General features: G+C 64.1%; 13 protein-coding genes. 10 read left to right on the top strand and 3 right to left on the bottom strand.

The genetic code is table 11. The features are described from left to right. From VNC39_RS16155 to VNC39_RS16135, 5 genes are all read left to right on the top strand, one after another. Positions 1-795: MFS transporter (locus VNC39_RS16155; protein ID WP_325400683.1), on the top strand; the 795-nt coding region annotated here is incomplete at its 5' end. Positions 796-971: 176 nt separating this feature from the next. Continuing rightward, entirely contained in the window at positions 972-3,542 is a 2,571-nt protein-coding gene (locus VNC39_RS16150) for a helicase-related protein (RefSeq protein ID WP_325400682.1), read from the top strand. A gap of 7 nt (positions 3,543-3,549) precedes the next feature. Beyond that, positions 3,550-3,834 (top strand): RNA-binding S4 domain-containing protein, encoded by a 285-nt coding sequence (locus tag VNC39_RS16145; protein ID WP_325400681.1) that lies wholly within the window; start codon positions 3,550-3,552, stop codon positions 3,832-3,834. 229 nt (positions 3,835-4,063) lie between these two features. Beyond that, positions 4,064-4,396, top strand: coding sequence for a ferredoxin FdxA (gene fdxA, locus VNC39_RS16140; protein WP_325400680.1), 333 nt, complete (start codon positions 4,064-4,066; stop codon positions 4,394-4,396). A 123-nt stretch (positions 4,397-4,519) separates the two neighbouring features. Next, on the top strand, positions 4,520-5,254 hold the full coding sequence (locus tag VNC39_RS16135) for a CarD family transcriptional regulator (RefSeq protein ID WP_325400679.1): 735 nt from the start codon (positions 4,520-4,522) through the stop codon (positions 5,252-5,254). 153 nt (positions 5,255-5,407) lie between these two features. On the opposite strand, the gene VNC39_RS16130 is transcribed toward VNC39_RS16135, so the two are convergent. Continuing rightward, the gene (locus VNC39_RS16130) at positions 5,408-6,694 is read right to left on the bottom strand and encodes a carbohydrate porin (protein ID WP_325400678.1); all 1,287 of its coding nucleotides are present in this window, start codon (positions 6,692-6,694) and stop codon (positions 5,408-5,410) included. A 671-nt stretch (positions 6,695-7,365) separates the two neighbouring features. Between VNC39_RS16130 and VNC39_RS16125 the strand changes: the two genes are divergently transcribed. From VNC39_RS16125 to VNC39_RS16115, 3 genes are all read left to right on the top strand, one after another. Continuing rightward, positions 7,366-8,259 (top strand): class I SAM-dependent methyltransferase, encoded by an 894-nt coding sequence (locus tag VNC39_RS16125; RefSeq protein WP_325400677.1) that lies wholly within the window; start codon positions 7,366-7,368, stop codon positions 8,257-8,259. Between the two features lie 144 nt (positions 8,260-8,403). Beyond that, complete coding sequence (locus VNC39_RS16120; protein ID WP_325400676.1) at positions 8,404-8,787, top strand: nuclear transport factor 2 family protein; 384 nt, start codon at positions 8,404-8,406, stop codon at positions 8,785-8,787. A 2-nt stretch (positions 8,788-8,789) separates the two neighbouring features. Then, the gene (locus VNC39_RS16115) at positions 8,790-9,383 is read left to right on the top strand and encodes a DNA-3-methyladenine glycosylase (protein WP_325400675.1); all 594 of its coding nucleotides are present in this window, start codon (positions 8,790-8,792) and stop codon (positions 9,381-9,383) included. A gap of 146 nt (positions 9,384-9,529) precedes the next feature. On the opposite strand, the gene pckA is transcribed toward VNC39_RS16115, so the two are convergent. Continuing rightward, positions 9,530-11,146 (bottom strand): phosphoenolpyruvate carboxykinase (ATP), encoded by a 1,617-nt coding sequence (gene pckA / locus VNC39_RS16110; RefSeq protein ID WP_408840919.1) that lies wholly within the window; start codon positions 11,144-11,146, stop codon positions 9,530-9,532. A gap of 69 nt (positions 11,147-11,215) precedes the next feature. Then, positions 11,216-11,701: a pyridoxamine 5'-phosphate oxidase family protein gene (locus VNC39_RS16105; protein ID WP_325400674.1), complete on the bottom strand. Its 486-nt coding sequence runs from the start codon at positions 11,699-11,701 to the stop codon at positions 11,216-11,218. Between the two features lie 86 nt (positions 11,702-11,787). On the opposite strand from VNC39_RS16105, the gene VNC39_RS16100 reads away from it, so the two are divergent. Then, positions 11,788-12,489, top strand: coding sequence for a response regulator transcription factor (locus VNC39_RS16100; protein WP_325400673.1), 702 nt, complete (start codon positions 11,788-11,790; stop codon positions 12,487-12,489). A gap of 24 nt (positions 12,490-12,513) precedes the next feature. Further along, the coding region (locus VNC39_RS16095) for a stimulus-sensing domain-containing protein (protein WP_325400672.1) at positions 12,514-13,228 on the top strand (715 nt) is incomplete at its 3' end.

Raw genomic sequence — 13,228 nt, 5'->3', positions numbered from 1 at the left:
CTGGACGTCGCCTTGAACGCGCAGGGCGCGGTGATCGAGCGGCTCAGCGGCCGGCTGCAAATGTCGGGCTTCCACGGCTGCTACAGCCTGGGCAGCCTCGCCATCACCGTGCTGACGAGCTTTCTGCTCCGCGCCGGCCTCTCCTACGCCACCTGCGCCACGCTCGACGCGCTGCTGGTGCTGGCCGCCCTCACCCAGGCGACCAAGCTGATCCCCGACATTGCGGACACGCCCGCCGGCCCGGCCTTCGCGCTGCCGAACCGCGCCAGCCTGGTGCTCGGCCTGTGCTGCTTCGCCACCTTCCTCACCGAGGGCGCGACCACCGACTGGAGCGCGATTTTCCTGCATTTCTCGCGCGGCTTGCCGCTCGCGAGCGCGACCTTCGGCTACGCCGCCTTTGCCGTCTCCGCGGCCGCCACGCGCCTGCTCGGCGACCGGGTGGCCATGCGCCTGGGCGCCGTCGCGGTGGCGCGGCTGGGGTGCGCCATCGCCATCGCCGGCTTGCTGCTGGCGGTGTTCGTGCCCTCCGGGCTTGCCGGGATCGTCGGCTTCGGCATGGTCGGGCTCGGCACCGGCAACATCGCGCCGCTGATCTTCAGCGCCGCCACGCGGATCAAGGACATGGAAGCGCATCACGCCGTGCCGGCCGTGGTCGGTGTCGGCTATGCGGGTTTCCTGCTCGGGCCGGTGCTGATCGGCCTGATCTCCAGCCATCTCGGCCTCGGCACCGCCCTGGCTCTGGAAGCCGTGCTGCTGGCCGGGGTCTTCTGCGCGGCGGAGGCGGTGGCGGCGTAGGAAAAAGTGAGGAAGGGGCTACTTTTTGTGAACAAAAAGTAGCGCAAAAAAACTTTGTTACTTTGGGCCCGTGCAGCTTCAGCGCCTCAGGCCCAGCATAAACAAAAGTTTTTGCGCCGCTTTTTTCAAAAAGCGGCCGCTTTCTTCTCCGCGACAAACGACCTAAACATTGGCCTATGTCCGGCTTTTCTCCCCGGGTGAAGGCCGTGCTTGGCCCCACCAACACCGGCAAGACGCATCTGGCCATCGAGCGTCTGTTGGGTCACTCGTCCGGCATCATCGGGTTTCCGTTGCGGCTGCTGGCGCGGGAGAACTACGACCGGATGGTGGCGCGCAAGGGCATTCGCAATGTCGCGCTGATCACCGGCGAGGAAAAGATCGTCCCGCCCGGCGCCAAATGGTTCTCCTGCACGGTGGAAGCGATGCCGCTGGACCGCAAAGTTGAGTTCCTGGCGGTGGACGAGATCCAGCTTTGCGCCGACCCGGACCGCGGCCATGTGTTCACCGACCGCCTGCTGCATGCCCGCGGCATGGTCGAGACGATGTTTCTCGGCGCCGAGACCATCCGCAAGCTCCTGAAAAAACTCATCCCGGACGCCGAGATCGAGACGCGCCCGCGGCTTTCGGAACTGACCTATGCGGGGCCGGTGAAACTCTCGCGCCTGCCGCCGCGCTCGGCCGTGGTGGCGTTCTCGGCGGCGGAGGTCTATGCGATCGCCGAAGCGGTGCGCCGCCGGCGCGGCGGCTGCGCGGTCGTCATGGGCCGCTTGAGCCCGCGCACGCGCAACGCCCAGGTGGCTTTGTACCAGGAAAAAGAGGTCGATTTCCTGGTGGCGACGGATGCCATCGGCATGGGCCTGAACATGGATGTCGACCATGTCGGCTTCGCCGGCCTCACGAAATTCGACGGGCACCGGCCCCGCATGCTGCTGGCCAGCGAGATCGCGCAGATCGCCGGGCGGGCCGGGCGCGGCATGCGCGACGGCACGTTCGGCGTCACCGCCGATTGCCCGCCGCTCGGCGAGGAACTGATCACGGCGGTGGAAACGCATGCCTTCGAACCGCTCGAACAACTCTGCTGGCGCAATTCGGACCTGGATTTCGCCTCGGTGCAGGCGCTGCTGGACAGTTTGATGGCACCGCCGGCCAAGCCCGGCCTGACGCGCGGCCAGGACGCCACCGATCTGCTGACCCTGGCAGCGCTGCACAACGATGCCGACATCGCCAAGGCGGCGCAGGGCCGGGCGGCGACCAGGCTGCTGTGGGAGGCCTGCCAGATCCCGGATTTCCGGAAATTGGCGACGGACGCGCACGTAAAACTCTGCGGCCGGGTGTTCGGACACCTGCGCAACGCCGGCGGTTTGCCGGAGGCTTGGGTACGCGCGGAGATTGAAGCTCTGGACAAGATCGAGGGCGACATCGATACGTTGATGCAGCGGCTGACGGATGTCCGGGTTTGGGCGTATATAACCGCCCGGGCGGACTGGATGAAGGACGCGACGCCCTGGGCCAGGCGTGCACGCGAGGTGGAGGACAGACTCTCCGACACGCTGCATGTGAAGCTGATGGCGCGGTTTGTGGATAAGAGGGCAGCACATTTGACGAGACGGCTTGAAGATTCAGAAGCGGAAGAGCTGCAGGCGGTGGTCTCCACCCGCGGCGTGGTGCTGGTGGAAGGCCATGAGGTCGGCCATGTGGAGGGGTTCGTGTTCCATCCCGACCCCGCCACCCAGGGCGCGGAGAAAAAGCTGGTGCTGCGCGCCGCACGAAGAGCGCTGGGGCAGGAAATGCCGCGCCGCATCGTCCGCGCGGAAACCGCCGCCGACGATGCGTTCAGCCTCACCGACGACCGCCACATCCTGTGGGAAGAGGCGAAGATCGCCAGGCTGCGCAAAGGCCCGAGCCTGCTGAAGCCGGCGGTGGAGATCGTCCATTCCGAATTTCTCGACGGCCTGGCCCGCGAGACGCTGCGCGCGCGGCTCAGCGCCTATCTGGCCGCCGAGATGGCCAAGCGCCTGGGCCCGCTGCTCACCGCCATGGAAGACCCGGCGCCGGAACTGCGCGGGATCATGTTCCGCCTCGGCGAGGAATCCGGCGTGATGCCGGCCGAGCCCGTGGCGCACGAGCTGCGCCCAGTGCTGAAAAAGGCCGGGCTGGATGCCGGGCGCTTCGCGCTCTACATGCCGGCGGTGCTGAAACCGGGCGCGGCGCGGCTGCGCGCGCTGCTCTGGGGCGTGTGGCATGACCGCAACCCGCCCGAGTTGCCGGCCCCCGGCCTGGTCTCGGCGCCGATGCCCACCAATTGGGGCGCCGATTTCGCCCTCAGCATGGGCTGGCTGCCGGCCGGCCCGGTGATGGTGCGGCTGGACGTGGCGGAACGCCTGGTGCGCGAGATGCATTATCTGGTGCGCAAGCACCCGGTGCTGCTGCCACCCAATCTCGGCTCGCGCATGGGGCTGAAGCCGGACCAGCTCTCGCCGGTGCTGCATGTCCTGGGCTTCCGGGTGATCCCGGCGGCGACCCTGGGCGAAAAATATTATGGGCCGCCGGCGCCGCCGATGCTGGGCCGCCGCCGCATGGAGCCGCCGCGGCACGACGCCCCCAGCGCCAGACCGGGGCCGGGCGGCGCCAAACCCCCGGCCCGCCCGGCCAAACAGGCCGCGCCCAAGCCGGTGGAAGAGCCGGTCGAGATCTCGCCTGACAGCCCCTTCGCGGCCCTGGCCGCGCTGCGGCGTGTGGTCCGGTAGGAGAGGAATGGACGAGGAGGATTCCGGCTGGCAGCGGCTGGATAAATTCCTGTTCTATGCAAGGTTCTGCAAGACGCGGGCGGTGGCGGCTGCGCTCATCACCCGCGGCCATCTGCGCATCAACCGCCAGCCGACCGAAAAGCCGCACGCGCGGCTGCGCCCCGGCGACATCCTCACCCTGCCGCTGGCCGACCGCGTGGTGGTGATCGAAATTCTCGCACTCGCCAAACGCCGCGAGAGCGCGCCTTTGGCGCAGATGCTGTATAAGGAAATTGTTTCAAGCGAAGCCTAAGAAAGCGCTTCTTTTGTGAACAAAAAGAAGCAAAAAAACTTTGTTTACTTTGGGCCCATGCCATTTCAACGCCTCGGGTCCAGCATAACAAAAGTTTTTTACGCCGCTTTTTTTCAAAAAAGCGGCCGCTTTCTCTCCTCGCTTGCGTTAACGCCACGCCTCGCGCATACCCGGCGCATAATTTTGGCGCCGCAACGCGCGCGCCGACATGTCACATGGAGAGTGCCTGATGACCTATGTGGTCACCGAAAACTGCATCAAGTGCAAATATATGGATTGCGTCGAGGTCTGCCCGGTCGACTGCTTCTATGTTGGCGAGAACATGCTGGTCATCCACCCGGATGAGTGCATCGATTGCGGCGTCTGCGAGCCCGAATGCCCGGCCGAGGCGATCCTGCCCGACAGCGACGACCGCGCCACCGCCTGGGGCGAGCGCAACCGCGAATTCGCCAAAATCTGGCCGAACATCACCCGCAAGGGCACGGCCCCGGCCGACGCCGACGAATGGAAGGACAAGCCCGGCAAAGAGGCGCTGCTCTCGCCAAACCCCGGCACGCCGTAAGGCAACTCGCGGCCGCCCGTGACGGGAGGCCAAAACTCTGCTATAGTCCCTGGATCAGAACCGGGCGCGGCATGGGTCGCGCCCGGTTTGCGATTTGCAGTTGCGATTTGCAGTGGAGCGGGAATGAGCGAGAAGCAGAAAACCATGGCGGCCAAAAAAGCCGTCAAACTCGACGATCTGGCGACGGATGCCACTCCCAAGACCAAGACCACTGAAAAGCCTACCGTGAAAGCCGCCAAGCCGGCCAAGCCCCCCGAAGCGGCGCCCGAGGAGCCGAAAGCCGCCGCGCCGGCGCCCGCCCCCGTCATCCATGGCGGCGTGCCCGCCGGCCCGATGCGCCCGATGGCGCCGCCCCGCGCCATGGCCAAGGCGGAAATCTTCGTCGACGGCGATTATGTGGTCTATCCCACCCATGGCGTCGGCAAGGTCGAGCGCATCGCCACCGAGGAAATCGCCGGCCACACGCTGGAATTGATCCATATCACCTTCGACGAAAACCGCATGACCCTGCGCGTGCCGACCACCAAGGCCCGCACCGCCGGGCTGCGCAAGCTCGCCTCGCGCAAGCAGTTCGACGACGTCCTCGCGGTGCTGAAGGGCAGGGCGCGCATCAAGCGCACCATGTGGTCGCGCCGCGCCCAGGAATATGAGGCGAAGATCAACTCCGGCGACCCGGCCGCCATCGCCGAAGTCGTGCGCGACTTGCACCGCAACGCCGGCCAGCCGGACCAGAGCTTCTCGGAACGGCAAATCTACGAATCCGCGCTGGACCGCCTGGCCGCGGAATACGCCGCGCTGGAGAAGATCGACAAGCCTACGGCGATCGAACGGCTGATCGCGCATCTGAAGTCGGAATAAAGGGAAGAAAGCAGCCGCTTTTTGAAAAAAGCGGCGCAAAAACTTTTGTTATGCTGGGTCATAGGCTGTGTCGGCGACAGCGCCCATGGCCCAGCGTAAATAAAGTTTTTTTGCTACTTTTTGTTCACAAAAAGTAGTGCTTCCTTTCCTTCCTCACGACTGCGGCAATCCGAGCACGGTGTTCGGATGAATGATCAGCGCCAGCGCCAGGACGAAGCCGTTCCTCGGAACCTTCGCCGAATTCGGATTCCCGCTCGTGTCCGGATTGACGATGTATTCCGCGACAGGCTCGAGCCCGATCCCGCGCGCCAGGTCGACATGGGCGTTGAGTTCCAGCCGATACTCATCGGTCCCGGTTGAAACATCCGGGCCGCCCGCCGCGACACGCGCCTGCCGCTCGAACTCGATCGCGCGCTGCGTGAGGCCGAGATGGTCGATTTTGGCCGTGATCGAATCCAGGGCGGCATCCGGCGTCAACCCGAACAAGGTGACGCCGACCTCCTGGTTATTGGCCGCCACGACATACGGGTTTGGCGTGTAAGAGACAGACCCGAACAGATCGACATGCTGCGGCACCACGCTTTTGGACAGCTTGTTGCGCCAGATCGTTTGCTGCAACCGGCTGGCGATGCCGTAGACCCCTGTATGCAGAGCCGATGGGTGCAACGGGTCCTTGACCGGCGAGGAATTATGGAACGGCACCAGCTCGAACCGGGACGGATAGGAAGATTGCGACCAATCGGTTTGGTAGACGACGTTGGAGACGAACAACGCGCCGCTTGCCTGGTCGAACCGCCAATCCGTGCCGAAGGTCTGGTTTTCACTGGTGTCGACAAGATAAGTCCCAAAGCCGGCGGACCAGCGTGGCGTTACTGTCAGCCGGGCGCGGGCGCCCCAATGCGCGTAGGGTGCCGGAGACGTACCGCCATCCATGGCGAAAACCGGATCGTCCGTGGACAGCGAGTTTCCCGGCGGCGGCAGGTCGAAGGCGCGTTTCGCATTGATGCGCCCGATTTCAATGTCGAGGCGATCGGCGCATAATGTCTGTTCGTAGCTGAAACGGGTGAGATAATAGGATCTGGGCCGGTTGATGAACGGCAAGCCGGCCAGCACGCTGGAGGCGGCCTGCAGCCAGCCTCGGGTCACGCTGTTATTCACACGCCCGAAAAAATACCCGCCTTGAACATGGAGTGTCGCGCCGGGAAGATCGGCGAGCTTGGCCAGATCGAAATCCGCGCCAAGAAAAACCGACACGTCATTGCCGGACTCGCCGGGATTTTCTCCGGTGCTGACATTGTTTTCGAAAGAATCGAATATCAGGGAATTGAGGCGGATGCCTTCGTCTTCGAGATTTTGTCCCAATGCCGTCAGCGGTCCCGAGGGTGGCACGTTTTTCGCCGGCGTCAGGAGTTGCCCCTGGACCGGTGAGAATTGGGTCATCGATACCCAACATGATGCCGCCAGGAGAATGGCTTTTGTCGATTTTCTGGCGAACGGGCCTGGATAGAAACAAAATCTGTCTTTCCCATTAGGCTTTAGGCTCAGCACGCAGAACTCTTCCACGCCCGCAAGGCGCCGTTAAAGTAGTAAAATTAACGTCGCGTTATGGTCGGCATTTATTCGCGGATCGGCATGCGGCCGGGATAAACCCCCGGTCGGTTCCGTCTGGATTTGCTGCTTTTCATCGGCGTCCGACCCGCGACAGGCCTCAAGCGCGGCATACCGCGCTCAGTCGCACTCCAAACGGAAGTCAGCTCCGCCGGTTGGTATTCATCGGAAACATCGCGCCCCCTCTCAGTTGCGAATAATAATTATTCGCAGTTAAGGGGGCGAATACAGGACCGCGCTAGTCCTGTCAAACGCGATGAATGCGGCTCGCTTGCAACGCTTATCGCGGCGATGCCGACGCGCCCGCCGGCAACCCCGGAAAAACCGACACCAAGGCCAGCGCATTCGCCAAGGCCATTGCCCGTGATGTTCGGTTTCACGGGATTATGACATGGTTGCAATCCGTTAACGGCCAGTGCTTGCACTGGCTGAGACGATCCACCATGAGCGCGGCAGGGTGGCGAAACGGCCAGCCGACGGCCAACATCATAGCAGGGTGATTTATGACGAACCTTCTTTCACACGCGCCGCGTTACCCGGACCTCGCGGCCGCGCTCAGCGCCAACCAGGCGAAGATCGACGCATCACCCGCAAGTGACGCCGAGAAAGCCGAGTTGCGCGCGCTCCTCGGCACGCTCGCCGGCACGCCGTTCTGGGCCTATCTCATCGTCAATGGCGGGCTGAATGGCGATTGGACCGACTACATGATCAACCGCTACCGCAACGACCGCTCGATCGCCGGCCTGGAACGGTTCTTCACCCTGCCCTTGCAGGAAGCGACACGCCAACGCGACGCGCATTTCCGGACCGCCCTCATCCAGCACCTCAAGCCGGGCGTGCGCATCGCCTCGATCCCATGCGGCTTCATGCGCGACGTGCTGTCGCTGCCCTTCCCGGAGGGAAGCGCGTTCACGCTGGATGGCTACGACCTCGACGAGGCGGCGCTCGAAGGCGCCCGCGCGCTCGCCGCACAATATGGCGTGTCGGCGCATTGCCATTTCGCCCAGGTGGATGCCTGGGAGCTCGGCGCCACCGCGGCGGCGCGCTACGATATCTGCGTGAGCAACGGGCTCAACATCTATGTGGCCGAGCCTGAACGCCGCGTGGCGCTCTACCGCTCCTTTCAAGAGATGCTGATGTCCGGCGGCATCCTGATCACCAGCGCGCTTACATGGCCGCCCGGCGCGCCCAAGCCGAGCGAATGGGCGCTCGACAAGGTGGACATGGCGGGGCTGATGCTGACGCAGCGTATTTACGGAATGATCGAGCCGCGCTGGAGCAGCTTCTGCAGCACGGCTGAAACGATCTCTCAATTCGAGGCAGCCGGCTTCGCGGACATAAGCGTGATCCCGGACACGGCGAACATGATGCCGACCTTCATCGCCCGCAAAGCATAGCGGATAAGAAAGTGGCCGCTTTTTGGAAAAAAGCGGCGCAAAAACTTTTTGTAAACTGGGCCCGTGGCGATTTCACCGTCACGGGCCAAAATCGATAGAATGGTGCTTTCACCGACGACCCGGGAGATTTGATGGAGGTGTGACATGGAAGAGCGAGAGATCAGGGCGGCACTGGAGCGCCATTGGGCCGCTTCCGATGCCAACAACTTCGAGACCGAGCATCAGATTTACCGCGACGACGCGGTGCTCGAATATCCGCAATCGGGCGAACGCCTCCGCGGGCGGCAGGCGATTCAGGCCTCGCGCACCGCGCAGCCGAACCTGAAACGTTTCAATGTACGGCGGATCGTCGGCGCCGGCGACCTTTGGGTCACCGAATTCGTGCTGACCTATGACGGGCGTCCGTCTTACACCGTGAGCATCATGGAGTTCCGCGACGGGAAGGTGGCCCGCGAGACCCAGTATTTCGCCGATCCGTTCGAGCCGGGGCCGTCGCGCGCACAATGGGTCGAACGGATGCCCTCGTAACGGTGGCCGTCCTCCATCCGCTCACGCGCACGGCGCTGCCGGTCGATACGGAAGCTCTCGCCCGCTACCTGATTGGCAAAATCATGGTGCGGGAACTGCCCGAGGGCCGCGCGAGCGGCCGGATTGTCGAGACCGAAGCGTACATCATCGGCGACGCCGCCGGGCACGCCTACCGGGGCATGACGCCGCGTAATCGTTCGCTGTTTCTCGAACGCGGACACGCTTACGTCTATGTCGCCTATGGCACCTCACAAATGCTGAACGTCTCGAGCGAAACGCCGGGGATCGGCGCCGGCGTTCTGATCAGGGCGCTCGAACCGAGCGACGGCATTTCCATCATGCAGCGCAATCGCGGCGTCACGCGCTTGCGCGACCTGGCGCGCGGACCGGGACGGCTCACCGCTGCGCTGCGGATCGATCGCGCGCTCGACGGGCTCGATCTTTGCCAGGAAGGCCCTCTATGGCTCGGACGCGACGGCCACGAACCGGGCGAAATCGCGCAGAGCAACAGGATCGGCGTGACGCGGGATGCGCACCGCCCGCTGCGATTTTACGTCAAGGACAGCCCGTTCGTCAGCGGTACGAGGAAAAAGTAAGCAGGCGCTTTTTGAAAAAAGCGCCGCAAAAACTTTTGTTATGCTGGGCCATGGGCGTTGTCGCCGACACAGCCCATGACCCAGCATAACAAAGTTTTTTTGCTACTTTTTGTTCACAAAAAGTAGCGCTTCCTTCCTTCCCTTTCCTAAGCCACCGCCCGGATCGCCCCGGCCTTGATTTCGTCATCCACCAGATGCGCGAACGTTGCGAAATTGTCGGCGAAGCGTTTCACCAGCGCCGCGGCTGCCTTGTCGTAGGCGGCCTTGTCGGGCCAGGCGACGCGCGGGTCGAGCACTTCGTCGGGCACGCCCTCGACATGTTCGGGAATTTCCAGGCCGAAGAACGGGTCGGTGCGGAAGCGGGCGTGATCGAGTTCGCCGGCCAAAGCGGCGCGCAGCATGGCGCGGGTATGGGCGATCGACATGCGCTTGCCGGTGCCATAGGCGCCGCCAGTCCAGCCGGTATTCACCAGCCAGCAGGAAGTGCCGTAGCGCTTGATCATCGCCTGCAGCAGCTTGCCATAGATTTCCGGGTGGCGCGGCAGGAACGGCGCTCCGAAGCAGGTGGAGAAGGTCGCCTGCGGCTCGGCGCCGAGGCCTTTCTCGGTGCCGGCGACGCGCGCCGTGTAGCCGGAGAGGAAATGGTACATCGCCTGCGCCGGGTTCAGCCGGGCCAGCGGGGGCAACACGCCGAACGCATCGGCGGTCAGCATCACCACATGAAGGGGCGTGCCGCCGCGGCCGGAAAGCGCGACATTCGGCACGAATTCAACGGGATAGCAGGCCCGCGTGTTCTCGGTGAAGGTGGCGTCGGCGAGGTCCAGATGGCCCTGCGGGTCGGCCACCACATTCTCCAGCACGGTGCCGAAGCGGTGCGACGCGGCCCAGATCTCCGGCTCGTTCTCGGCGCTGAGATTGATCACCTTGGCATAGCAGCCGCCCTCGAAATTGAAGACGCCCTCAGCGCTCCAGCCATGCTCGTCATCGCCGATCAAACGGCGGGACGGCTCGGAGGAGAGCGTGGTCTTGCCGGTACCCGAAAGGCCGAAGAACAAAGCGGTGTCGCCGTCGGGGCCGATATTCGCCGAGCAATGCATGGGCAGCACGCCGCGCGGCGGCAAGATCCAGTTCATCACCGTGAAGATCGATTTCTTGATCTCGCCGGCATATTCGGTGCCGGCGATGACAATCGTCTTTTCCGCGAAGGAGAGAACGACGGCGGTGGAGGAGCGCACGCCGTCGATCGCCGGGTCGGCCTCAAAATCCGGGGCGTGCAAAATCACGTAATCCGGCACGAATCCCGGCAATTCCGCCGCCGGCGGGCGGATGAACATGTTGCGCGCGAACAAAGCGTGCCAGGCGCCGGTGGTCACCAGGCGCACGCGCACGCGGTTGGCGGGATCGGCTCCGGCGTAAAGGTCCTGGGTGAACAATTCCCGCCCCTGCAAATAGGCCTGGACACGGGATTTCAGCATGGCGAATTTTGCTTCGGGCAATTTCTGGTTGACCTTGCCCCACCACACATCCCCTGTGGTGGCGGGCTCGTCGACGACGAATTTGTCGGCGACCGAACGGCCGGTATGCATGCCGGTACGCACGATCAGCGCCCCCTCGGCGGAGAGCCGGCCTTCACCCTTGCGCAACGCATGGGCAACCAGAGCGGGCGCGGTCAGGTTCGCGTGCAGCACCGAGGCAAGGCGGATGCCGGTGCCGGCCAAAGGAACGGAATCACGAAAGGGAGAGATATCGGTCGCGTGGGACACCGTGGCTACCTCACAATTTTTGTTTTGCCGTTATTCTGTCTCTTTTTCTTAGCAGAGGTGACGCCCGCTTCAACCATTACGATTTGGTAGAATCGTCTCAATCTCTTGTTGCAACGCAACGATGGGCAACGAGGCGGCCGCGGCGAACCCGCCGACGTAATATGCCTCCTCGGGCTGAAGCGCCCAAACATGAAAATCGGCAAATCCTGCGTAAAGCTTGGCGTAAGGATGATGCAGCAGATAAGCGGCGCGTGCGGCATCGCTTTCGGTCAGGCGGGCCGTGCCGCGCAGCGAGAGGCGCGGCGCGGTCTGCGGATTTTCCGCCGCCGCGGCGCCGGTGACGAGCAGGGCGCAGCTTGGGTTGGCGCGCAGATGGCTTGTATGGGCGGAAAGGTCCGAGAGCAGGAGCAGCACCGAACCGTCCGGACCCAATGCCGGGGTGACCAGCGCCACGTGGGGCCACCCGCCCGCAACGGTGGCCAGCGCGCCGCTGCGCGCGGCCCGCAGAAGTGCTACCGCCTCCCGGGCAAAATTGCGCTCTTGATTTGCTGCCATAATCCGGTCACTCCCTCTCTGCACAATGATCTGCAATGCAGATATATTTACCCAATGCCGTACCCCGGAAACATGAGCTGCAGCCGATGAAACACACGATTGCCCTGGTGGATGACGACCGCAACATCCTGACCTCCGTACAGATGACCCTGGAACAGGAGGGATTCGAGGTGCGGACCTTCACCGACGGTGAATCCGCGCTGCAGGCCTTGCTGGCCAAGCCGGCCAGCCTTGCGGTGCTGGACATCAAGATGCCGCGCATGGACGGGATGGAGCTGCTGCAAAAGCTGCGCGCGCGGTCGGCGATGCCGGTGATCTTCCTCACCAGCAAGGATGACGAGCTGGATGAGCTGATGGGCCTGCGCCTCGGCGCCGACGACTATATCACCAAACCGTTCAGCCAGCGGCTGTTGATCGAGCGCATCCGCACCCTGCTGCGCCGCAACGAGAACTCCAAGGCCGAGGGCTCGGGCGTCGCGCCGGCCAGCGTGATCACCCGCGGCCAGCTCACTTTGGACGAGACCAAGCACCAATGCCTGTGGAAGGGCCAGGACATCCAGCTCACGGTGACCGAGTTCCTGCTGGTGAAGGCACTGGCCGCCCGCCCCGGCATGGTGAAATCGCGCGACCAGCTGATCGACGCCGCCTACGGCGAGAATGTCTATGTGGACGACCGCACGATCGACAGCCATGTGAAGCGGTTGCGCAAGAAATTCCGCACCCAGGACGAGGAGTTCGACCAGATCGAAACCCTTTACGGCATCGGCTACCGGTACAAGGAGGCGTGATCCGCCGGCGGACCCGAACCCCTCATGGCTAAGCGGCCGCGCCTCTCGCGCCTGTTGCGCGACATCCTGCTGGTGAACCTGCTCCCCGTGGCGCTGATTTTCGCCGCGCTTTTTTATCTCGACCAGTACCAGCAAGGGCTGCTGACCGCCGAAGTGGCGGCCCTGCGCGAGCAGGCGAAGATTTATGCCGGCGCGCTGTCGCAAAGCGCGGTGCAGAACAATGCCGCCGGGCAGGCGGCTTTGGACGCGGACCTCGCCCAGCCGCTGCTGTTCCAGCTGACCGAGCCGACGCCCAACGCCCAGGCGCTGATCTACGGACCGGACGGCACGCTGATTGCCAATTCCCGCGTGCATCCCAGCACCACCGGGGCAATCGTCACCGCGCCGCTCGAAGCCCCGCCGCCGCCCGGCCTGTTCAACCGGATGGTCAGCTTTCTCTACGACCATCTGGCCGGTTCGCTGACCGGCGAGGCGGACGAAGTGTTGAGCCCCGGGGCGGGGGAAAACCCGGATACGCTGGGCTGGCAGCCCGATGCGCGCGAGGCCCTACAACTCACCGCCATCAAGCCCGGCCAGGAGAGCGCGCCCTTCGTGCGACGCGACGCGCATCACCAGCTGCTCATCACGGTGGCCGAGCCGATCGCACACGCGCAGCAGAATCTCGGCACCGTGCTGCTGACGCGCGAGGCCAACGAGGTGGACCGCGCGGTGCTGGCGATCCGGATTTCCATTCTCGGGC

This window comes from Acidocella sp. (assembly GCF_035535915.1).
Taxonomy (GTDB): domain Bacteria; phylum Pseudomonadota; class Alphaproteobacteria; order Acetobacterales; family Acetobacteraceae; genus Acidocella.
Note: the sequence above shows the minus strand (reverse complement) of the source record. Positions and strands in the feature narration are given on the sequence as shown.